The sequence below is a fragment of the Caballeronia sp. LZ065 genome (genome assembly GCF_031450975.1).
GTDB lineage: Bacteria > Pseudomonadota > Gammaproteobacteria > Burkholderiales > Burkholderiaceae > Caballeronia.
On the sequence record NZ_JARUXV010000044.1, the window covers coordinates 206637 to 228101 of the forward strand.

At 65.1% G+C, this 21465-nt stretch carries 19 protein-coding genes; 6 read left to right on the forward strand and 13 right to left on the reverse strand.

What is annotated here, in order from left to right:
- A complete protein-coding gene (gene hisD / locus QCE63_RS36525; protein WP_309840276.1) occupies window positions 1-1314 on the reverse strand; it encodes a histidinol dehydrogenase in 1314 nt (437 codons plus the stop codon).
- A gap of 241 nt (window positions 1315-1555) precedes the next feature.
- On the opposite strand from hisD, the gene QCE63_RS36530 reads away from it, so the two are divergent.
- Window positions 1556-2611, forward strand: coding sequence for a LacI family DNA-binding transcriptional regulator (locus QCE63_RS36530; protein WP_309840277.1), 1056 nt, complete (start codon window positions 1556-1558; stop codon window positions 2609-2611).
- Window positions 2612-2619: 8 nt separating this feature from the next.
- On the opposite strand, the gene QCE63_RS36535 is transcribed toward QCE63_RS36530, so the two are convergent.
- The 5 genes from QCE63_RS36535 to QCE63_RS36555 form a co-directional block, all read right to left on the reverse strand.
- Complete coding sequence (locus QCE63_RS36535; RefSeq protein WP_309840279.1) at window positions 2620-3891, reverse strand: cation:dicarboxylate symporter family transporter; 1272 nt, start codon at window positions 3889-3891, stop codon at window positions 2620-2622.
- A 106-nt stretch (window positions 3892-3997) separates the two neighbouring features.
- Entirely contained in the window at window positions 3998-5032 is a 1035-nt protein-coding gene (locus QCE63_RS36540) for an Ldh family oxidoreductase (protein WP_309840281.1), read from the reverse strand.
- Window positions 5029-6336, reverse strand: coding sequence for a C4-dicarboxylate transporter DctA (gene dctA / locus QCE63_RS36545; protein ID WP_404990251.1), 1308 nt, complete (start codon window positions 6334-6336; stop codon window positions 5029-5031). The genes QCE63_RS36540 and dctA overlap by 4 nt, the downstream gene beginning before the upstream one ends.
- A gap of 151 nt (window positions 6337-6487) precedes the next feature.
- Window positions 6488-7663 (reverse strand): UxaA family hydrolase, encoded by a 1176-nt coding sequence (locus tag QCE63_RS36550; RefSeq protein ID WP_309840283.1) that lies wholly within the window; start codon window positions 7661-7663, stop codon window positions 6488-6490.
- Between the two features lie 49 nt (window positions 7664-7712).
- Complete coding sequence (locus QCE63_RS36555; RefSeq protein ID WP_050451961.1) at window positions 7713-7982, reverse strand: UxaA family hydrolase; 270 nt, start codon at window positions 7980-7982, stop codon at window positions 7713-7715.
- 251 nt (window positions 7983-8233) lie between these two features.
- Here QCE63_RS36555 and QCE63_RS36560 point away from each other — a divergent pair, with 251 nt between their 5' ends.
- On the forward strand, window positions 8234-8989 hold the full coding sequence (locus QCE63_RS36560) for a GntR family transcriptional regulator (protein ID WP_309840285.1): 756 nt from the start codon (window positions 8234-8236) through the stop codon (window positions 8987-8989).
- A gap of 15 nt (window positions 8990-9004) precedes the next feature.
- On the opposite strand, the gene QCE63_RS36565 is transcribed toward QCE63_RS36560, so the two are convergent.
- Window positions 9005-9748 (reverse strand): GntR family transcriptional regulator, encoded by a 744-nt coding sequence (locus QCE63_RS36565; RefSeq protein ID WP_309840288.1) that lies wholly within the window; start codon window positions 9746-9748, stop codon window positions 9005-9007.
- A gap of 30 nt (window positions 9749-9778) precedes the next feature.
- Complete coding sequence (locus QCE63_RS36570; protein ID WP_309840291.1) at window positions 9779-11416, reverse strand: GMC family oxidoreductase N-terminal domain-containing protein; 1638 nt, start codon at window positions 11414-11416, stop codon at window positions 9779-9781.
- Window positions 11417-11554: 138 nt separating this feature from the next.
- Here QCE63_RS36570 and QCE63_RS36575 point away from each other — a divergent pair, with 138 nt between their 5' ends.
- Genes QCE63_RS36575 through QCE63_RS36585 form a run of 3 tightly spaced genes read left to right on the forward strand, consistent with a single transcriptional unit; the run spans window position 11555 to window position 15619 of the window.
- Window positions 11555-12733 (forward strand): mandelate racemase/muconate lactonizing enzyme family protein, encoded by a 1179-nt coding sequence (locus tag QCE63_RS36575; protein WP_309840293.1) that lies wholly within the window; start codon window positions 11555-11557, stop codon window positions 12731-12733.
- Between the two features lie 39 nt (window positions 12734-12772).
- Window positions 12773-14155: an MFS transporter gene (locus tag QCE63_RS36580; protein WP_309840296.1), complete on the forward strand. Its 1383-nt coding sequence runs from the start codon at window positions 12773-12775 to the stop codon at window positions 14153-14155.
- A 15-nt stretch (window positions 14156-14170) separates the two neighbouring features.
- Window positions 14171-15619: an NAD-dependent succinate-semialdehyde dehydrogenase gene (locus QCE63_RS36585; RefSeq protein WP_309840299.1), complete on the forward strand. Its 1449-nt coding sequence runs from the start codon at window positions 14171-14173 to the stop codon at window positions 15617-15619.
- Here the strand turns inward: QCE63_RS36585 and QCE63_RS36590 are convergent.
- From QCE63_RS36590 to QCE63_RS36610, 5 genes are all read right to left on the reverse strand, one after another.
- The gene (locus QCE63_RS36590) at window positions 15591-15956 is read right to left on the reverse strand and encodes a hypothetical protein (protein ID WP_309840303.1); all 366 of its coding nucleotides are present in this window, start codon (window positions 15954-15956) and stop codon (window positions 15591-15593) included. The two genes, QCE63_RS36585 and QCE63_RS36590, sit on opposite strands and share 29 nt — an antisense overlap.
- Window positions 15957-15984: 28 nt before the next feature.
- Complete coding sequence (locus tag QCE63_RS36595; RefSeq protein ID WP_404990252.1) at window positions 15985-17124, reverse strand: porin; 1140 nt, start codon at window positions 17122-17124, stop codon at window positions 15985-15987.
- A gap of 228 nt (window positions 17125-17352) precedes the next feature.
- The gene (locus QCE63_RS36600; protein WP_309840306.1) at window positions 17353-18891 is read right to left on the reverse strand and encodes a tripartite tricarboxylate transporter permease; all 1539 of its coding nucleotides are present in this window, start codon (window positions 18889-18891) and stop codon (window positions 17353-17355) included.
- Between the two features lie 3 nt (window positions 18892-18894).
- Window positions 18895-19302, reverse strand: coding sequence for a tripartite tricarboxylate transporter TctB family protein (locus QCE63_RS36605; RefSeq protein ID WP_309840408.1), 408 nt, complete (start codon window positions 19300-19302; stop codon window positions 18895-18897).
- Window positions 19303-19478: 176 nt separating this feature from the next.
- Complete coding sequence (locus QCE63_RS36610; protein ID WP_309791174.1) at window positions 19479-19811, reverse strand: carboxymuconolactone decarboxylase family protein; 333 nt, start codon at window positions 19809-19811, stop codon at window positions 19479-19481.
- A 182-nt stretch (window positions 19812-19993) separates the two neighbouring features.
- Between QCE63_RS36610 and QCE63_RS36615 the strand changes: the two genes are divergently transcribed.
- Window positions 19994-21457: an FAD-binding oxidoreductase gene (locus tag QCE63_RS36615; RefSeq protein WP_309840308.1), complete on the forward strand. Its 1464-nt coding sequence runs from the start codon at window positions 19994-19996 to the stop codon at window positions 21455-21457.
- Window positions 21458-21465 lie beyond the last annotated feature (8 nt).

Here is a 21465-nt window from a genome sequence, read left to right on the forward strand (position 1 = left end):
TCAGACGCGGACGGCTTCACCTTTCTCGAAAGCCTCGTCCGGAAAGTACTTCTTCAGCCGGTCGTCCGCCGTGCGCGCGTGCGCTTCCATGCCTTCGAGGCGCGAGATGCGCGCGGTGACTTCACCGATGCGCCGCGACGCCTCGCGCGTCATGCGTTGCCACGTCAGCGTCTTGACGAACTTGTGAACAGAGAGCCCGCCGGAGTAGCGCGCCGCGCCCTTGGTCGGCAGGACGTGATTCGGGCCGCTCGTCTTGTCGCCGAACGCGACGGTCGTCTCCTCGCCCAGAAACAGCGAGCCGTAGCAGGTCAGGTTGTCGAGCCACCACGACAGATCGGCGGCATGCACTTCGAGATGCTCCGACGCATAACGGTCCGACACTTCCACCACTTCCTCACGCGTATCGCAGACGATCACCTCGCCGTAATCGCGCCATGCGGCAGCGGCGGCATCGCGGGCGGTCGGCGGCAGATCGTCGATCAGGCGCGGCACGAGCGCCGTCACTTCAGCGGCCAGCGCCCGCGATGTCGTAAAGAGCCATGCCGGCGATTCGTGGCCGTGTTCCGCCTGCCCCACGAGATCGCTCGCGACAATGGCCGGATCCGCGCTGTCATCGGCGATGACCGCGACTTCCGACGGCCCCGCGAAGACATCGATGCCCACCTTGCCGAACAAGGTCCGCTTCGCCTCCGCAACGAACTTGTTGCCGGGCCCGACGACCACGTCGGCGGGCTTGCCGGTGAACAGCCCGTAGGCCATCGACGCGATGGCCTGCACGCCGCCCAGGGTCATCACCACGTCCGCGCCCGCTGCCTTGAAACCGTAGAGCACATACGGATGAATGCCGCCGCCGCGAAACGGACTCGAACACGCGATCACGGTCTTCACGCCCGCCGCCTTCGCCGTCGCGACGCCCATGTAGGCCGACGCAATATGCGCATAACGGCCCGCCGGTGCATAGCAGCCCACTACGTTGACGGGAATGACCCGCTGCCCCGCCGTGACGCCCGGATACAGTTCCACCGCGAAATCTTCAATCGAACGGCGCTGCGCGACCGCGAAGTCGTGCACCTGCTTCACCGCGAAGTCGATGTCGTCGCGCACGGCTTGCGGTACTTCCCGCGCACGGCGCTCGATCTCGTCGCGCGGCACGATGATGTCGCCCTCCCAGCGATCCAGCTTACGGGCGTACTCGCGCACGGCCGCTTCGCCGTTCGTCTCGATTTCAGCCAGCATGTCCGTGACCACGCGCTGTGCCGTGCCGGTCTCGGTTTCCGGGGTCTTGGTGGCCTTCTTCAGATAAAACACCGTCATCGCTCTGCTCCTGGATTGAAGTTCTCTCGTTCCGGCCAAAATGCAAGCGCTTGCATTTTGGTTTAAAAAATACGCCGGTCATGTCCGGCGGTGGTTTAACGTATGCAAAATTCATAATGCAAGCGCTTGCATCTATAATAGACAAGCGCTGGTTGCAAAGAATCGGTATTGATACCTAGAGGCTGCGTCGGGATGCGAATGTGATGCTGGCGTCCCGGCCCGAAGATGCAAGGCATCCTGCATGAACGACACGACTGCATTGAATCAGGAAGACCGGCCCAGGCTCTCCGACGTCGCCGCGCTCGCGGGCGTGTCCACCGCCACCGTATCGCGCGCGCTCTCGAATCCGGACAAGGTAAAAGGCGGCACGCGCGACCGGATCCTGCAGGCCATCGCGCAGCTCGGCTATGTGCCGGACGGCGCGGCGCGCGCGCTGGCGTCGGGACGGGCGCGCATGGTGGGCGCCATCGTGCCGACGCTCGACAACGCCATCTTCGCGCGCGCGGTCCAGGGACTGCAAAGCACGCTCGCGAACGCGGGCTATCAACTGCTGATCTCCGCCCACGAATACAGCCTCGCTTCCGAAACCGAAGCGACGCGCGCGCTGCTCGAACGGGCCGTGGACGCGCTCGTTCTCGTCGGAGCCGAACACGCCCATGAAACCTGGGAGATGGTGCGGGCCAGCCGCATTCCGGTGCTCATCACCTGGACCAATGCCGCTGCCGCCAGCGAGATCCTGACCACGACCGCGCCGCTCATCGGTTTCGACAACCGCTTGATCGGCACGCTCGCGGCGGAGCATCTGCTCTCGCTCGGTCATCGCACCTTCGGCATGATTTCCGGCATGACGCGTCAGAACGACCGCGCGCGTCATCGTCTGAACGGCTTTCGCACCGCGCTCGCCGATGCCGGCGTGCGCCTGCCCGAAGCCAACGTGATCGAACAGCCCTTCGGCTTCGACGGCGGCCGCGCCGGGCTCAAGCATCTGATGCAATTGCGCCCGCGCCCCACCGCCGTGTTCTGCGGCAACGACGTACTCGCGCTCGGCGCCTTGTTCGAAGCGCAGTCGCTTGAAATCAGCGTGCCGGACGCGTTGTCGATCGTCGGTTGCGACAACCTCCCGATTTCCTCGCAGATCACACCCGGCCTCTCGACAGTCTTGCTGCCCACCTATGAACTCGGCCAGCGCGCGGCGCTCGGCCTGCTCGAATGGCTGAGCACAGAGCGCCCTCCCGCCGATGTCTGCCTGCCGATCGAACTCGTCGTGCGCGGCACCAGCGGTCCCGCGCCCGCTTGAGCGCCTCTTCAACGCGTCACCACCTTCGGCCGCATGCCGAGCGTCTCGCGCATGCACACGTCATCGCGCTGACGCTCCCAGTGCGCGACCGCCACCGTCGCCACCGCATTGCCGATCATGTTGGTCGTCGCGCGGACCTCCGCGATGAAGCGATCGACGCCCAGCACGATCGCCGCGCCTTCTATCGGAATGTGCTTGAACGCGGCGAGCGTCGCGAGCAGGCAGATGAAGCTCGCGCCGGCCACGCCCGCCATGCCGCGCGAGGTCAGCATCGAGATGCCCACCAGCACCGCCTGCTCCGCCACCGAAAGCTGAATGCCGAAGGCCTGCGCAATGAATACCGCGCAGATCACCTGCGCGACGCAGGTTCCGGCGAGATTGAAGGTGTAGCCCATTGGCATGACGATGCCGACGACGCCGGTCGGACAGCCCAGCGCTTCGAGCTTCTTCACGAGCTGCGGGAACGCGGCTTCCGATGACACCGTCGCGATCACCAGCAGGATCTCGCCGCGAATGTATTTGAGCAGGCGCCAGAGACTCACGTCGCACATCAGGCAGATGCCGCCGAGAATCAGCACGATATAGGCGAGCGTCGCGACATACACCGTGACGAGCAGCATCAGCAGCGAGTTCATCGTGCCGAAGCCGAACTTGCCCACGGCATACGCCATCGCGCCGAACGCGCCAATGGGCGCAAGCCGCATGACGATGCGCACGATGCCGAACAGCGCACTGCCGACGCCTTCGAAGAACTTGTAGGCCGTCTCGCCGGTCTTGCCCGCATGCGACAGGCCGACCGCGAAGAGCGTCGAGAACAGAACGACCTGGAGCATGTCCGCGTTGGCGAACGCCGAGACCGCGCTGTCCGGAATAATGCCCAGCAGGAAGCCCATAAAGCCGCCCGATGCATGCATCGAGTGTTCATAGCCGTTGAGCACGCTCGCATCGATGGAACTGGGCGTCAGGTTCAGGCCCGCGCCGGGCTGGATCGTATTGACCGCCCAGAGCCCGAACAGCAGCGCGAGGGTGGTGGTCAGTTCGAACAGGATGATCGACTTGCCGCCGATGCGCCCGAGCGCGCCCGCGCCGCCCATCTCCTTCGCGCCGAGCACGATGGTCACGAAGATCAGCGGCGCGGTCACCATCTTCACCAGCTTGATGAACGCCGTGCTCAGCGGCGCCACGCTCTGCCCCGCATGCGGGAAGTAATGGCCGAGCAACGCGCCGGCGACGATTGCGATGAGAACCTGCACGTAAATCTGACGAAAGATCTTGCGCATGCTTGTCTCCGGGGCGTCTTGTAGGCGCCTGTTCGGGTATCGCTGGGGAAGGTGTTCGTGCGGTGTGTTGCCTTTACTGACAAGTTTTTCTTATGCGGGACGGATATCAGCGCGCGTCGCCGTTATCGTTCGCCAGTGCGCTGAGTTGCTCGAACAGCTTGCGGTTCAGCACGATGCCCGAGTGTTCGCTGGCGGCCGCAATCTCGTGCCGCCGATAACCCGGCAGGCGCACGTCGTCATCCGCGAGCATCAGGTCGATCAGCGTCTCGATGCGCGCCTGATACACCTGCGAGCCCGCGAGCGCATCCGGATCGAGCAGCCAGAACAGATGGCCGACGCCCGAGCGCGGACCGTCCTCGGTCAGAAACGAACCCGCCTCCGAACCGAACTGCGCGCCCGACAACGCCGCCGCCAGCAGTTCCACCATCAGCGCCAGCACGGCGCCCTTTGCGCCGCCGAAGGGCAGCATCATGCCGCCGAGCGCGGCGTGCGCGTCGGTGGTCGGCACGCCATCGGCGGTGGTCGCCCAGCCTTCCGGAATGGGCTTGCCGTCGCGGGCCGCCACCATGATCTTGCCGCGCGCCACGTGCGACAGCGAAAGGTCGATCATCAGCGGCTCGGCCTGCGCGCGCGGAAACACAGCGGCGATCGGATTGGTGCCCAGCAACGCGCGCTTGCCGCCCCACACGGGCATGGAACCGGGCGCATTGCTGAACGCGAGACCGACGAGGCCCGCCTGCCCCACTGCTTCGAGGTGATACGCACCCGCGCCGAAGTGATGACTGCGCGTGACGCTCGCCGCCGCCGTGCCGAAGGTGCGGGCGCGTTCGATGGCGGTCGAGATGGCAAGCGAGCAGGCGTCGAAAGCGAGGCCATCGGCGGCATCGACGAGAAACGCCGCGCCCCGGTCGCGCACGATAGACGGCACCGCCGCCGCATCCACGCGGCCGTTGCGCAGTTGCGCGAGGTACATCGGCAGGCGCGCGACGCCGTGTGACGAGAGGCCGCGCGCGTCGGCATAGACGAGCGCCTTCGCGGTGGCCTCCGCGGTCGATGCCGTCGCGCCTGCCGCCAGCAAGGCGCGGCGTGCCAGTGCGTGCAAGGTGGCGGGAGCGAGCGTGATGTCTTCTGAAGCGGTCATTTCTGCAGATCCTGCGCGGGTTCGATCAACATGCGCGTGTCCTCCTGGAGGGCCGCGCGCGGGTCTGCGAGTATCGCACGCGCGGTTTCGACATCGAACACGCCTTCCCAGCGCGCGACCACCAGCGTCGCCACCGCATTGCCGATCATGTTGACGAGCGCGCGGATCTCGTTGAGCACGCGATCGATCCCGATGATCAACGTAATGCCCGCCACCGGAATGATGTTGTGCGAGGACAGCGTGGCCGTCAGCGCGACCAGTGCCGCACCCGCCACGCCCGCGCCGCCCTTCGACGTCAGCAGCAGGATCGCCAGCAGGCCGAGTTGCTGCATCAGCGAGAGATGCGTGTTGGTGGCCTGTGCGATGAACAGCGAAGTCATCGTCAGATAGATGGCCGCGCCGTCGAGATTGAACGAATAGCCCGTGGGCAGCACGAGACCCACCACCGACTTCGGACAGCCGAGCCGTTCGAGCTTCTCCATCAACCGGGGCAGCACGGATTCCGTCGTGGACGTGCCCAGCACGATCAGCAATTCCCCGCGCAGATAGCGCAGCAACGGCCACAGGCTCACGCCTGCCCAGCGGCACGCGGTGCCGAGCACGAGCACGACGAACAGGATGCTCGTCACGTAGAAGCACAGGATCAGCAGGCCGAGTTGCTGCAAGGTGCCGATGCCGTACTTGCCCACCGTGAACGCGATTGCGCCGAATGCGCCGAGCGGCGCGAGACGCATGATCATCTCGACGATGCGCATCAACGCGTCGCCCAGTTGCTCGATGGCCTGCGCGAGGAACTTGCTGCGTTCGGCCATCAGCGAAAGCGCGACGCCGAACAACACCGAGAACAGCAGCACCTGCAACAGATCGCCGCGCGCGAACGCCCCGACCACCGAGTTCGGCACGAGCTCTTCCAGCAGACTCCTGTGCTCGGCGCTATGCACCTCGGTGACGAAGTGTGAGACCGCGCCGGGATCAAGCGTCTTCGGATCGATGTCGAGACCCGCGCCCGGATGCACCACGTTCGCGACCACCAGACCGATGACGAGCGCGATGGACGTCACCACCTCGAAGTACAGGATGGTCTTGAAGCCGACGCGTCCCACCTGCTTGAGGCTCTCCATGCGCGCAATGCCGATCGACACGGTGCAGAAGATCAGCAGCGTGATGAGCATCTTGATGAGGCGGATGAAGGTGTCGCCGAGCGGCTTGAACTGCACGCCGAGTGTCGGCGCGAAATAGCCGACGAGAATGCCGGCTGCCAGGCCGATCAGGACCTGGACATAGAGATGCTTGAGCACGCGCAAGATGGTGTCTCCTCCACTTGCTGCCAGATGACTTGCGATGCGCACCGCTGCGGTTCGCGCCGTTTCTGTGACGGCTTGCCGAACCGCAGCGCACATCGGGCGGGGACTTCTGTATGCCTCTGCAATCCTTGCTGCTGGAACTACCGTTGCGTCATGCGCTTTCGAACAGACGCGTCAGCACGAACTCGCGATGACCGAGCGTTTCAGCAGCGGTCCAGCGGCCGTTCGCGGTGGCGAGCATGCATTCGAGGAGTTTGTCGCCCGTCTGGTCGAGGTTCTGCTCGCGTTGCAAAATGCCCGAGACATCCACGTCGATGTGCTCGCCCATCGTGCGCACCGTGCGCGGGTTCGCGCAGATCTTGATGACCGGCACGATGGCATTGCCGATCACATTGCCTTGACCCGTCGGGAAGAAATGCACCGCGAAGCCCGATGCCGCGCACAGCGTCACCATCTCCGCCGCCGCCGATGACGAATCCATGAACCACAGGCCCGAGTGCGTCGGCTCTTCGGCCTTGTCGAGCACGCCGTCCACCATGCACTTCTTGCCGATCTTCTGGATGTTGCCGAGGGCCTTTTCCTCGATGGTCGTGAGCCCGCCCGCGATGTTGCCCTTGGTCGGCTGCGACTCGGACAGGTCGTCCGTCTTCCAGCGATTGATCATGTCCTGATAGCGGTCGAACATGAACTGGAAGCGCTCGCGCACGCCGTCATTCGCACAGCGCGCCGCGACGATCTGCTCGCCGCCCGTGAGCTCGGAAGTCTCACCGAACACGAGCGTGTTGCCGAGACCATAGAGCTTGTCGAAGGCATTGCCGACCGTGGGATTCGCGCCGCAGCCTGACGTCGTATCCGATTCGCCGCACTTGGTGGAGACCCACAGTTCGCTGATCGGGCATTCCTCGCGTTCGAGCGCGGTGGCGTACTGAACCATTTCCTTCGCGGCCTTCGAGGCGCGCATGATGGTGTCGTGATCGCCATGCAACTCGATACCGAAGCCCATCACCGGCTTGCCCGACTTGGCGATGCCGTCCACGACGCGTTTGGTCCAGCCTTCCTCGATGCCGATCACGATCACTGCCGCGACATTCGGATTGGAGCCCGCGCCGATCAGCGTGCGGAAGTGCAGGTCCAGATCCGCGCCGAACTGAAGGCGGCCATAAGGATGCGGAATGGCCATGGTGCCCTTGATAGCCGACTCGACCGCTTGCGCTGCGGCATTGGACAGGTCGTCCACGGGCAGGATGATGACGTGGTTGCGCACGCCGACGCGGCCGTTGTCCCGGCGATAGCCGCGGAAGATGGTATCCAGTTGAATCGCGCTCATGTTGTCTCTCTCTCGATGTGGGGTGAAGGGGCCGATGCCGCGCGGCGGCTTACCAGCGCTTCGTCTTGATGTTGTGCACGTGCGCGTGCTCGCCCGCCGTGATGGGCGCGACCACCTTGCCGATATCCACGCCGTACTTGAACACCGTGTCGCCCACTTTCATGTCCTTCAGCGCGACCTTGTGACCAATGGGAATGTCCTGCTTCGCGGGCACCGTGACGATCTCGTCCTCGTCCATGATCCACGCGTTCAGCTGCGATCCGGCCTTGATGCCTTCGACCACCGCGACGCCCACCGTGTCCTTGGCTTCGTGCAGCACGATATGAATGGTCCTGCGTTCACCCGCGTCCGCCTTGGCTGCACTGCTTGCTCCCGCTGCTGCGTGACTCATGTGCTCCTCCTGTTGGTGATGTTCCGATGGCCTGCCCGGGATGCCCCGCGCCGTTCGTTGAAATGCATGGTAGGCGTCGATATCATCCATGTCAACTAGATCATCTATATGTGTTTCATGTTTCTGGAGACGCGGGTTACAATGCGCGGACAGTTCAGGAGAAGGTCGAGGGAGGCGCGATGAGCACGGTCATGGGCATGCCGGTCGGTCCCGGCGGTACGCGATACAAGGAAGTCAAGGAAGCGATGCTGGCCGCGCTCACCGCGCAGGAATGGAAAGGCGGCGAGGTGATTCCATCGGAGAAGAAGCTGGCGGAGCGGTTTGGCGTGTCGATCGGCACCTTGCGCAAGGCGATCGACGAGTTATGCGCCGAGAACATCCTGATCCGGCATCAGGGGCTGGGCACCTTCGTCGCGCAGCATCGGCGCGACCGGCACTTCTTCCGTTATTTCCGCGTGGCGCGGCGCGATGGCGACCGCGCCTATCCCGTCGTGACGCTGGTCAACTTCAAGCGCGCGAAGACGCCACCGGCCGTGGCCGCGCGGCTTGGCATCGCCGAGGGAACGCGGTTGTTCGTCTTCACGAACGCGCTCGCGCTGCATGACAAGGTCGTGGTGGTGGATACGGTCATGCTGCCGGAAACCAAATTCCCCGGCCTGACCGAAAGCATGTTGCGCAGCCGTCCGAACACGCTCTACAACTTCTATCAGGACGCGTTCGGCATCAACGTGACCAGCACGGATGAACGTCTGCGGGTCGGGCGCGCGAGCGAACTGGAAGGCAAGCTGCTCGAACTCGAAACGGGCGCGCCCGTGCTGGAAGTGGAACGCGTGGCCTACTCGATCAACCAGAAGCCGGTCGAGTACCGGATCACGCATATCAACACGGAAGAGTACGAGTATCTGGCGGGCGGTGCGAGGAATGGGGAGAGTTGATGGACCGGCCGGCCGTCACTTCTTCTTGACGAGCGTTCCGCCCAGATCCATCTCGAGGCGCACCACGTCGCCGCGATAGACGACATCGGCGTAATAGATCACTGTGCCGTCACGATCATTGAACACGCGCTCCACGCGCGCAATGGGCGATTCAGCGGGCACGCGCAGGAGCCGCGCGGTTTCCGCGTCGGCGCTCCCGATCGTCAGGGTCTGATGCGCCTTCGCAATGGGACACGGCTTCAGATCCATCAGCAGCGGAATGACCGTTTGCGCGCGAAAGCGCTCAGGTGACTTCGAGAAGATGCGCTCGTCCAGATAGAGCGAAATGACGCAATACGGCGCCCCCTCGGTGGAATGCACGCGCTTCATGTGCGTGTATGCGGGCGCGAGCGCGCCGAGCGAAGCGCCCACCGCCGGCGCCCGGCTGTTCTCGTCCACCGTGAGCAGTTCGGGCGTGGTCGAACGGTACATCTCCGCCAGTTCCTGCAGGTTGGTCACGACCTGCACCGGCTTGATGGAAGGCGCTGCCGCCGTCACGAACGTGCCGCGTCCGCGCTGCGGCGTCAGCGCGCCTTCGGTCATCAACATCTGCACGGCCTGCCGCGCGGTCACGCGCGCGACGTCGAACTCGTCGGCGATCTGTTCGAGCGTCGGGATCAGTTGCCCCTGCTGCCAGACGCCGCGCGCGATGCGGTCGCGCAGCGCGTCGGCGATCTGAAGGTACAGCGGGATGGGGCTCGCCAGCGAGGCACGTGTCATTGTCAGCATGTCTGGACTATAGAGCCTCTACTATAGTGCCTCGGCAAGCGCGGGCGCTGCGATACGTCCCTGCACGAGCGCCGCGCCCTTCTCGCCGATCATGATCGCGGCCGCGTTCGTGTTGGTCGAGATCATGTTGGGCATCACCGATGCATCGATCACGCGCAGACGGTTCACGCCGCGCACGCGCAGTTCGGCATCGACGACTGACCGGTCGTCGGAACCCATGCGGCAGGTGCCAACCGGATGAAACACCGTGCCGCCCTTCTGCCGCGCGAACGCCTCCAGTTCCGCGTCGCCGCGCAGACCCCCGCCCGGCAGATGTTCCTCGCCGGTCACGAGCGAGCGGAAGCTCGGCTGATCGTAGATCTCGCGCAGAAGCTTCAACCCCGCCACGAGCGTCTTCACGTCCTTCGCCTCGCGCAGATAGTTTGCGTGGATGAGCGGCGGCGCAAACGGATCGCCGCTGCGCAACCCCACGGTGCCCGACGATTCCGGGCGGCATTGCGTCGCCGAAGCGGAGAAGCCCGAGAAGCCGTGCAGCGGGTCGCCGGGCTTGTCGACCGACAGCGGCATTACGTTGAACAGGACATCGGGACGGCCGCGTTCCGCATGCTCGGTCGCGACGAGCCCGCCCACCTGTCCCGCGCCGACCGTCAGCGGGCCGCGCTTGCCGAACAGCCATTGCGCGCCCATGCCCGCGAGCTTGAACGGATTGCGCACGTCGTCGTTCAGGGACATGCGGTGCTTGAGCTTGACGATGACGCGCGCCTGATAGTGATCGCGCAGATTGCGCCCGACTTCGGGCGCATGCACGCGCGCGCCGATGCCATGCTGCCGGAGCAGCGCCGCATCGCCGATACCCGACAGTTGCAGCAGTTGCGGCGATTGCAGCGCGCCCGCCGCAAGCAGCGTCTCCTGGCTGGCGCGCGCCTGATGCGCGACGCCGTCGAGCACATATTCGACGCCCACCGCATCGTCGCCTTCGAAAAGCACGCGCGTCACATGCACGCCCGTCTTCACCGTGAGATTCGGGCGCTGCCGGACCGGATGCAGGAACGCCGTCGCTGCGCTGCAGCGCCAATGCCCCGCGATGGTCAATTGATAAGGACCGAGCCCGTCGTCCTTTTCGCCGTTGAAGTCGTGCGTACGCGAGAAGCCTGCTTCCTCACCCGCGCGCATCCAAGCGTCGCAATAAGGATGATCGTTGCGCAGGTCCGAGACCCCCAGCTCGCCCGTCGCGCCGTGATACGCCGTCTCGCCGCCCGCGTACTTCTCCGAGCGCTTGAAGAACGGCAGCACGTCGCGATACGACCAGCCGTGCGCGCCGAGCGCGTCCCAGTCGTCGTAATCGGCGCGCTGGCCACGGATATACAGCAGGCCGTTGATCGCGCTGGATCCGCCGAGCACGCGCCCGCGCGGCCAGACGATGGGCCGCATGCCCGTGGTGGCTTCCGGCTCGACCGCGAATTGCCAGGAAAAGCGCGAGTCGTAGATGCTGCGGAAATAGCCGACCGGCAGCTTCAGCCAGAAGTGACGGTCATGCCCGCCGGCCTCCAGCAGCAATACCCGGCACGCCGGATCCGCGGACAGCCGGTTGGCCAATACGCATCCCGCCGATCCCGCGCCGACGATCACATAGTCATAAGCATCCTGTTTGTTCTGCATGGCGTGTCTCCTGTTCCTTTGATTGTGAACCGGTGGACCCTGCGGGAAAGCCCGCATCGATACCGATTGCAAAATTCTAAAACATGGTAGTACTATAAACCATACTTTCTAACTTGAAAAACCCCCAGGAGGCAGGCAATGACCGAAATGCGACGCGGAGCGTTTCCACGGCTGGACCCGCACGGCATTGAGCCGGTGAGTATCACGCGGGTGGAGGCGTTCGTGTTCCGCGCGCCGATAGCGACACCGGTGCGCACCTCCTTCGGCACGATGACGAATCGTCCCGCCGTGTTCGTACGCATCACGGATTCGGACGGTGTCCAGGGTTTCGGCGAAGTCTGGTGCAATTTCCCGTCGGTGGGCGCGGAGCATCGGGCGCGTCTGGTGGAGTCCGTGTTCGCGCCGATGCTCGTCGAGCATCCGGTCGTGCATCCCGTCGATACCTTCCACATGCTCACGCAACGCACCGAAGTCCTCGCGCTGCAATCCGGCGAGCCGGGACCGTTCGCGCAGGCGATTGCGGGACTCGATCTGGCGCTATGGGATCTGTGGGCGCGCAAGGCGAAGCTGCCGTTGTGGCGACTGCTTGGCGGCACATCCGGCGACATCGAGGTGTATGCGAGCGGCCTGAATCCGGTTGGCGCGGAAGCGCTGGTGCGCGAGAAGGCCGCCGAAGGTTATCGCTCGTTCAAGCTGAAGGTCGGTTTCGGGCGCGAGCGCGATCTCGGCAATCTGGCGCGCCTGCGCGAGATCATCGGCGAGCGCTGCACGCTGCAAGTCGATGCCAACCAGGCATGGGACCTGCCTGCCGCGATCGAGATGGCGCATGCCTTCGCCCCGTTCGATCTCGGCTGGCTGGAAGAGCCGCTGCGCTGCAACCGTCCGGTGGCCGAATGGCGCGCGCTGATCGAGCAATCGCCGGTGCCGATTGCGGGCGGCGAGAATCTCGCCGACGCGCAAAGCTTCGCGACGCACATCGAGCAACGCGCCTACGACGTCGTGCAGCCTGACGCCGCCAAGTGGGGCGGCGTCTCCGGCTGCTGGCCGGTGATCCAGGCGACGCGCGCGGCGGGCCTGCGCTACTGTCCGCACTATCTCGGCGGCGGCGTGGGTCTGCTGGCCTCGGCGCACCTGCTGGCGGCGGCGGGCGGCGACGGCATGCTCGAAGTCGACGCCAATCCCAACCCGCTGCGCACCTTGCTGTGCGGGCCGATTGCCCAGCCACACGACGGGCGCGTGGCGCTCGGCGAATCACCCGGCATCGGTTTCGTGCCGCCGCTCGACGAACTGGCGGCACAGCTCAAGCAAGCGTCATAAACAAACACATCAGACGTGGACAGACAGGAGACACAGGACATGGACAGGTTGGTCGTCAAATCGGCGCAGGACATCGAGCGCTTCGTGGATGCGCACCCTTCGGACAAGCGCACCCTCTTGCTCACGCTGGTCGCGCTCGGCGGCATCTTCGTGGACGCCTACGACTTCGCGAGCCTGGGCGTCGGCATCGTGCAATTGCGGCAGGCGTTCCATCTCACGCCGGCGGAAGTCGGCCTCATCACCGCGATCATGGCGCTGGGCGCGTGTCTCGGCGGGATCGTCGGCGGGCGCTACATCGACCGGATCGGGCGCTTCAAGATCCTCATCATCAACGTGGCGCTGCTGGTGGTGGCAGCCATCGGCGCAGCGCTCTCGACCAGCTTCGACATGCTGCTGGCGTTCCGTCTGCTGATGGGCATCGGCGTCGGTCTCGACTTTCCGGTCGCGCTGTCGTATGTCGCCGAGATCGTCAACAAGAAGTCGAAGACGGCGAGCGTCGGCGCATGGCAGGTCATGTGGTACGTCGCGGCATCGTGCAGCGGTCTCGTCATCCTGCCATTCGACACCGGCATGTTCGGCGATCATCTGTGGCGCTTCGCGATTGGCTTCGGCGCGATCCCGGCGCTGATCATCCTGCTGGCGCGCTACTTCTTCGCCGATGAAAGCCCGCGCTGGGCCGCGCACAATCTGCCGCTGGACCAGGCCGCGAAGATCCTCGAGAAGACCTACAACATTCGCGTCGATCTGCAGCCGTCCGGCTTCGCGGAGAAACGCGAAGCGAAGCAGAGCCTGTCGGCGCTGTTCCAGGGCAAGTACCTGCCGCGCACCATCCTCGCGTCGGCCGTGTGCATCACGCAAGCCATCGAATACTTCTCGGTGGGCTTCAACATCCCGTCGATGTCGCAGGCCATTTTCGGCAACTCCATGGAGAACGCGATACTCGGCGCCGTGTGCTTCAACGTGTTCGGCATCATTGGCGCGGCGCTCGGCGCGAAGTATTCGGGCAGAGTCGGCGTGCGGCGCATGTCGATGCTCGGCTACTGCATCGTCGCGCTGAGCCTGCTCCTGTTCGGCACGATGCACGCGCATCTGAGCCCGTACGTCATGGCGCTGTTGCTCGCCGCGATGATCTTCGGCCATTCGATCGGACCGGGCCAGGGCATGACGCTCGCGACGCTCTCCTACCCGACCGAACTGCGCGGCCTGGGTTCCGGCTGGGGCCAGGGCATGGCGCGCGGCGGCAGCATCTTCGGCTTCTTCCTGTTCCCGATCATCATGGCGTCGGCGGGCATGGCCACCACGCTGCTGTACATCTCGGTGGTGCCGGTCATCGGGCTCGTGATCGCGCTGATGATCAACTGGGATCCGATCTACGAAGACACCCATGCGGCGCCCAAGGTAGTCTCGGCGTCGCGTACTTAAGGAGACATTCAGGCAATGGCAGCACACCAATCGAATCGCGCGTATTCCGACACGCTGCTTCACATTGGCGGTGAATGGTGCACGAGCGGCCGCACGCGGCCGGTCGTCAATCCGGCGACGGAAGACATCATCGGCAGCGTCGTGCTCGCGGAGGAGCGCGAACTGGAGGACGCGGTGCGCGCGGCGCAGCGCGGCTTCGCAGTCTGGCGCAAGACCGCCGCGTTCGAGCGCAGCAAGCTGATGCGCCAGGCCGCGCAGAACGTGCGATCGCGCGCGGAAGCCATCGCCGTGGCGATGACGATGGAGCAAGGCAAGCCGCTCGCCGAAGCGCGTCTGGAGACGCTCGCTGCCGCGGACACCATCGAGTGGTTCGCGGAAGAAGCGCGCCGCACCTACGGCCGCGTGATCCCGGCGCGCGCCGGCGGCGTTACGCAGATCGTCACGCGCGAGCCGGTGGGCGTCGTCGCCGCCTTCACGCCGTGGAATTTTCCGCTCAATCAGGCAGTGCGCAAGGTGTCGGCGGCGCTGGCGGCGGGTTGCTCGATCATCCTCAAGGGCCCAGAGGAAACGCCCGCGAGCTGCGCGGCGCTGGTGCAGGCTTTCGTCGATGCCGGCTTGCCCGAGGGCGTGCTCAATCTTGTCTTCGGCGTGCCGGCGGACGTGTCGAGCTATCTGATCGCCCATCCTGCGGTCGCCAAGATTTCATTCACCGGGTCGACGCAGGTCGGCAAGCTGCTTGCGTCGATGGCCGGCCAGCACATGAAGCGCGCGACGATGGAACTGGGCGGTCATGCGCCGGCCATCGTCTTCGCCGACGCCGACCTGCCGCGCGCGGCCAAGCTGCTCGCGGCCGCCAAGTTCCGCAACGCTGGACAGGTGTGCATTTCGCCGACGCGCTTTCTAGTCGAAGAGAAGGCATGCGAGGCCTTCACGCAGCATTTCGTCGCGGCAGCGCGCGCGCTTGAAACCGGCGATGGGCTGCATGAAGGCGTGCAGATGGGACCGCTCGCGAACGCGCGGCGTGTCGATGCGATGGAACGGCTGGTGGCAGATGCCCTCGGCCACGGCTCAAAGCTCGCGCTCGGCGGGCATCGTCCGGAGCGGCGCGGCTTTTTCTTCGAGCCGACCGTGCTGACCGGCGTGCCGCTCGCGGCGCGTGTGATGAACGAGGAGCCGTTCGGGCCCGTCGCGCCGATCGTCTCGTTCCGCAGCTACGATGAAGTCATCGCGGAGGCCAATCGCCTGCCTGTGGGCCTCGCGGCGTATGCGTACAGCAGCGAGGCCGGCACGCTCGCCGCGCTGTCGCGCGATATCGAAAGCGGCATGATTTCGCTGAACCATCACGGACTGGGCCTGCCGGAAACGCCGTTCGGCGGCGTGAAGGAATCCGGTTACGGGTCGGAAGGTGGCACCGAAGCGATGGAAGCGTATCTCGTCACGAAGTTCGTATCGCAGATGGCTTAGAGAAAAGGGACGGTGCGGGCCGCGTCGCCCGGGCCAGATGTTTCGCGTGAGCCTGCCGGATCGCGGCATCGAAATCCGGCTCGGTGGCGAGGTGCCGGTGATTCACGCTGACGAGCCAGCCCTCGCTTGAACGGCACCAGCGGATGCGGCCTTCCTGATAGGCCAGACAGAACCAGCGCCATAGCTCGGCGTCGTCCCGGTTCGCGCTTCTGGCCGCTTCGGTCCGCACTTGGTCTTCACGCTGCTGCATTAAGGTCGGCACGTTCGCGCCCTCTTCGATAAACGATATTTGCGCGCTGATCGAGCGGCGAAGCGCGCCGTTTCCTTGCGGCGACACCTGGCGTGCCGAGTGTCGCCGCCCTTCATCAGAACCGCTGCCGCATCCCAATGACAAACCCCGTCTGGTCATATCCCGCCGCAACGGTCCTGTAACCGCCGACGCCGAGCGCCGAGTTGCCTTCGTTGTGCGTATACCCGGCGGTGGCGTAGATATCCGTGCGCTTGGAAAGCAGATAGTCGGCGCGCAGCACGAGCAGCCACGGATCCGCATCCGACGAATTCACGTCCTGCAGATAGCCCGCCGCGCTGACGAAGAACGCCGGTGTCACGGGGTAACGGCCGCCCAGCCAGTACATGCTCGCCGAGCTTGCATCGGAGCCGTTCGCCAGCGCAATCGGGCTTGCGGGCAGGAACTGCCGCGACGCCTGCAAGTATCGATAGCCCGCGAACGCCTTGAGTGCACCGATCTCATAGCTCAGCGCCGCCGTCGCGCGCCGCTCGCGGGCCGTATTGGTCGTCACCGTGTTGCTGTTGCGCTGCTCGTACGACACGCTGGCGGCCAGCGGCCCCGCGCCGTATGTCAGCGAACCGCCGAAGTAGCGCCCGGTCAGTTGCGCGCCTGGCACTTCGGCGCCATATCCGGTGTCGTAGCGCGTGCTATACATCGCCGCCGCCTTGAACGCGCCGAAGCTGCCGAGATACTTCACCGAGTTATCGGCGCGCGCCGACATCGCGTAGTCCACCGACAGCGCCGAATAGCGCGACGACACCGCCATCGGATCGAAGGCAATGGCCTGGTCATACAGCAGCGTGTTCTGGCGGCCCAGCGTCAGGCGCTGGCCTTTTGCGGCGATGCCCACCCACGCCTGCCGGCCGAACAGCCGCGTCGTGGTCGCGGCGTTCGCGCCGAGGCCCTTGGTGGATTGCGCCGTTGCACCATCGTTGATGTTGAAGCCGTCTTCGAGCGTGAACACGGCCTTGACGCCGCCGCCGAGATCCTCGACGCCCTTCAGCCCCCAGCGCGATCCCGACGAATTGCCGGACACCACGCGCGTCTGCGCGCCGCCCGCGGCCGTGTTGTTGACGTGTTCCACGCCTGCATCGACGATCCCGTACAGCGTAACGCTGCTCTGCGCATGCGCACCTGCGGCGCAGAGCAGCGCGCCTGTCATTGCCGTGATGCGCAGCGCCCCCGTGGGTCGTCGGTCGTTCGTGGTTGTGTGCATCCAGGTGTCTCCATTGTGGTTGTCGGAAAGAGAGCGCCTCGCGTCGGTGCGAAACCGGGCGGGCAAAGGGAAGTCATCGGGAGATGACGAGACGAGACGACGCGCACACCGGTTCAACAACCCGGCGCGCTTCGTTCGAATAGCGATGGAATGTCCGCCCCGATGCGCGATGCATCCAGCGGCACGAGCCGGCGCCGCCTCATGACGCGGCGGCGCGGCCCCGGGAGGTCAGCTCGTGGTGCGCAACTGCGCCATCTGCTGACGCTGTCTGCGTTCACGATGCATGGCACGCATGCCGAGCCATACCTGCACGAGAATCAGCACGGCGCTGATGCCCATGAACACCGCGCTGATCGGATGCTCGACGAACACCAGCAGGTCGCCGCGCGAGAGCAGCAATGCGCGGCGGAAGTTCTCTTCCACCATCGGTCCGAGCACATAGCCGAGCAGGATGGGCGCCACCGGGAACTTGAGCGACGCGAAGATCGCGCCCGCGACGCCGAACACCAGCACTTCGCCGATCTCGAACAGGCTGTTGTTGGTGCTGTACACGCCGATCGCAATGAAGAACAACGCAGCGGGATACAGGAAGCGATACGGCACGCGCAACAGTCGCACCCACACGCCGATCAGCGGCACGTTCAGGATCACCAGCAGCACGTTGCCGATCCAGAAGCTCGCGATGAGCCCCCAGAACAGGTCGGCATGTTCAGTGATGAGGCGCGGGCCCGGCTGGATGCCGTGAATCAGCAGCGCGCCGAGAATCAGCGCCATCGTTGCGTCGCCGGGAATGCCGAGACTCATGGTCGGGATGAAATCGACCTGCGTCTTCGAATGCGCGGCCGCTTCGGGACTCGCGACGCCCGCGATCATCCCCGTGCCGAACTTCTCCGGATTGCGCGATACCTTGCGCTCCAGCGTGTAGGCGATGAACGTCGTGATGGTCGGCCCGGTGCCGGGCATCGCGCCGAACAGCGTGCCGATGAACGTACCGCGCAGCAGCGGGAAGAACGCCTCGCGCAGTTCCGCGCGGCTCGGCCGCATGTCGCGCAGGCGGATGTGGGTCTTGCCGCCCACTGCCTGAATGCGGTTCACGCTGCGCAGGAACTCCGCCACGCCGAAGATGCCCAGCGCGAGCGCCACCAGCTCCACCTTGTCCGACAGCTCCACCATGCCGAACGTGAAGCGCGAGATGCCGGTGTTGACATCGGTGCCGGCCACGCCGACCAGCAGTCCGACGGACGTCATCGCCACGCCCTTGAGCGCCGAGCCGCGGCTCATCGTGGCGCCGGCCAGCAGGCCGAGCAGCATGATCGCGAAGATCTCGGTCGGGCCGAACTTGAAGGCCATCTGCACGAGCAGCGGCGAGGCGAAGATCATCACGATGATGCCGAACGACGCCGCGAAGAACGACGCCACCATCGTGATGCCAAGCGCCGTCCCGCCCCGGCCCTGCTTGGCGAGCGGATAACCGTCGAGACAGGTGACCGCATGCGGCGGATGGCACGGCAGGTTCAGCAGGATCGCGCCGATCGCGCCGCCATACTGCGAGCCGTAGAAGATGCCGGCCAGCATCAGCACGGCGGGCACGGGGCCCATCGAATAGGTGAGCGGCAGAAGAATGGAAATGGCCGACAGCGCGCCCATGCCGGGCAAAACGCCGATCAGATTGCCGACCAGCACGCCGACAAACGACCACATCAGGTTGTGCATCTCCAGCGCGACGCCGAAGCCATGCCACAGATCAGCCAGCGATTGTCCGATCATGGCTCAGCTCCACTGGAACAGCGGCAGTTGCACTTGCAGCAACCACCAGAACACCACCACCGCAACCACGCACATGGCGGCGGCTAGCAGGAAGGCATCGCGCAGGGTGTTCTTGCGGTCGCCGAGCGCGGCGATGAACACCGTCGCAAAGGTGGCGGGCACCAGGCCGCCGTGATTGCCGAGCACGATGAACGCGACGATGCCCAGCAGAATGCAGATCCAGCCGCGCCATTCGGGCTTCTGCTTGTCGGCGGCCGGTTCGACGGCCACGCTGGTCAATGCGATGCCCAGCCCCGACAGCGCCATGATCGCGCCGACCGCCACCGGGAAAAAGCCCGGACCCATTTCGCGCAGGCTGCCGATGTCGTAGCTCGAGCCTTTGAAGATCGCGCCCAGGCCGAGCAGAATCATCAGCCCGCCCGCGTAATAGTCGCGTCGCTGTGTCGACGCTGCTGGATGCTGTTCAACCACGTCTGTCTCCTTTCATGTCCGTCTGTGCCGACGGCATTGCGCGCCGTGCGCGCCCGCTGGCTGTCGATCAGGAACGCGGCTGGCGCGTCCCGATCGATGCCGGTTTCGCGCCGCTCTCAGGCAGCGTCGAAGAACTTCATGGCGAGGCCGCCGTGCGCCGCGGCCGCGCCCGCGCACAGTGCCGCCGACAGCAGGATGGCTTCGCTCATTTCTTCCTTCGTCATGCCCGCGGCCTTGCCCTTTTTCGCGTGCGATTCGATGCAGTACGGGCAGCCCGTGGCGTGCGCGACGGCAATGGCGATCAGTTCGCGGTACTTCAACGGAATCGCGCCGTCTTCGCGGCCGACGATGTTGTTCAGGTTCGCCCACGCCTTGAACTCTTCCGGCGCGGCCTTGGCCATGCCCATGCGGTGCGCGCTGTCTTCCTTGTCGTAGTAATGGGATGTCATCTCAAAACTCCTGGTTCTTATGTGAAGGGATTGTGCGATTCGCGTCACGCTGCGATGCGCCGCGATCACGAGGATTGATTATCTACAAATTAGATGAACATGCAATAGATTATTCCGATAGTGGCTAATCTTCGGAAGTTGGGATATCGTTCGGTCATCGTCGAACCAACCGAGTGGCCTTGATGCTTCGTGACCCGCACGCTGAAACTTCCTCTACTTCCACCGCGGACGCTTTCCTGAGCGGGCTGCGCGAGATCGTCGGCGTGCAGGGCGTCGTGACCGAAACCGCCGATCTCGAACGTTACGAGCGCGACTGGCGCGGCAATTTCCCGGGCCGCGCGCGCGCCGTGGTGCGTCCGTCGACGACTGAACAGGTTGCAGCGGTGGTCCGTCTGTGTGCGCAAGAGCGCGTGCCGGTGGTGCCGCAGGGCGGCAATACGGGACTCGCGGGCGGATCGTCGCCGGATGAGTCGGGCCGCGAAGTGGTGTTGAGCCTCACGCGCATGAACCGGGTGCGCAGCGTGTCGCTGGAAGATCACGCGATGATCGTCGAGGCCGGCTGCATCCTGCAGAACGTGCAGGAAGAAGCGGCGCGCCACAATCGGCTGTTCCCGCTGTCGCTCGCGGCCGAGGGCAGCGCGACCATCGGCGGGAATCTGGCGAGCAATGCCGGCGGCGAGCAAGTGCTGCGCTACGGCAACGCGCGCGATCTCACCCTGGGCCTCGAAGTCGTCCTGCCTGACGGCCGCATCTGGAACGGCCTCTCGCCGCTGCGCAAGGACAACACGGGCTACGACCTCAAGCATCTTTTCATCGGCAGCGAAGGCACGCTCGGCGTCATCACGGCCGCCTCGCTGAAGCTGTTTCCGCTGCCGCGCCAGCAAGCCACCGCATGGCTCGGGCTCGACACGCCGCAACAGGCCATCGACGTGTTGATGCTGCTGCGCGAAACGCTCGGCGATTGCGTGACTTCCTTCGAACTGATCGGCAGCAAGACGCTGGATCAGGTGCTCGCGCATATCGAGAACACGCGCGCGCCGCTTACCGAAGCGACGCCCTGGTCCGTGCTGGTCGAAGTCTCGGAAGCCGCGCGCGACGCGCAACTGGCCGAACGCTTCGAAGCCGCGCTCGGCGATGCCTTCGAACGCGGCCTCGTGCGCGACGTGATGATCGCGCAGTCGTCGGAACAGGCGCACGCGCTGTGGCATATCCGCGATCACGTGCCGGAGGCGCAGCGCCGCGACGGCCCGTCGATCAAGCACGATCTGTCCGTGCCGATCTCGCAGATTCCGCGCTTCATCGAGGAAACCGGCGCCGCGCTCGAAGCAGCGTTTCCCGGCATCCGCCTGATTACCTTCGGCCATGTCGGCGACGGCAACCTGCACTACAACCAGAGCAAGCCCGCTGCACAGAGCGACGCCGGGTTCCGCGCGCAAATCGAGCGGGTGCACGAGATCGTGCACGAGCAAGTCGCGAAGTTGAGCGGCTCGATCTCGGCGGAACACGGCATCGGCCGTCTGAAACAGAACGCGCTGATGCACTACAAAGACCCGGTCGCCCTCGACCTGATGACGCGCGTGAAGCGCGCCTTCGACCCCGACACTCTGTTCAATCCGGGCCGCATGCTGCCCGCCGACAAAAAGTAAAGGAGATA

Bases quoted from the DNA above. Each gene is read 5' to 3' on its own strand.
- QCE63_RS36615 (WP_309840308.1), top strand. From the start codon at position 19,994: ATGCTTCGTGACCCGCACGCTGAAACTTCCTCTACTTCCACCGCGGAC.
- QCE63_RS36580 (WP_309840296.1), top strand. From the start codon at position 12,773: ATGGACAGGTTGGTCGTCAAATCGGCGCAGGACATCGAGCGCTTCGTG.
- QCE63_RS36530 (WP_309840277.1), top strand. From the start codon at position 1,556: ATGAACGACACGACTGCATTGAATCAGGAAGACCGGCCCAGGCTCTCC.
- QCE63_RS36550 (WP_309840283.1), bottom strand. From the start codon at position 7,663: ATGAGCGCGATTCAACTGGATACCATCTTCCGCGGCTATCGCCGGGAC.
- QCE63_RS36610 (WP_309791174.1), bottom strand. From the start codon at position 19,811: ATGACATCCCATTACTACGACAAGGAAGACAGCGCGCACCGCATGGGC.
- QCE63_RS36605 (WP_309840408.1), bottom strand. From the start codon at position 19,302: ATGATTCTGCTCGGCCTGGGCGCGATCTTCAAAGGCTCGAGCTACGAC.
- QCE63_RS36560 (WP_309840285.1), top strand. From the start codon at position 8,234: ATGAGCACGGTCATGGGCATGCCGGTCGGTCCCGGCGGTACGCGATAC.
- QCE63_RS36540 (WP_309840281.1), bottom strand. From the start codon at position 5,032: ATGACCGCTTCAGAAGACATCACGCTCGCTCCCGCCACCTTGCACGCA.
- hisD (WP_309840276.1), bottom strand. From the start codon at position 1,314: ATGACGGTGTTTTATCTGAAGAAGGCCACCAAGACCCCGGAAACCGAG.
- QCE63_RS36565 (WP_309840288.1), bottom strand. From the start codon at position 9,748: ATGACACGTGCCTCGCTGGCGAGCCCCATCCCGCTGTACCTTCAGATC.
- QCE63_RS36570 (WP_309840291.1), bottom strand. From the start codon at position 11,416: ATGCAGAACAAACAGGATGCTTATGACTATGTGATCGTCGGCGCGGGA.
- QCE63_RS36585 (WP_309840299.1), top strand. From the start codon at position 14,171: ATGGCAGCACACCAATCGAATCGCGCGTATTCCGACACGCTGCTTCAC.
- QCE63_RS36595 (WP_404990252.1), bottom strand. From the start codon at position 17,124: ATGCACACAACCACGAACGACCGACGACCCACGGGGGCGCTGCGCATC.
- QCE63_RS36575 (WP_309840293.1), top strand. From the start codon at position 11,555: ATGACCGAAATGCGACGCGGAGCGTTTCCACGGCTGGACCCGCACGGC.
- QCE63_RS36535 (WP_309840279.1), bottom strand. From the start codon at position 3,891: ATGCGCAAGATCTTTCGTCAGATTTACGTGCAGGTTCTCATCGCAATC.
- QCE63_RS36600 (WP_309840306.1), bottom strand. From the start codon at position 18,891: ATGATCGGACAATCGCTGGCTGATCTGTGGCATGGCTTCGGCGTCGCG.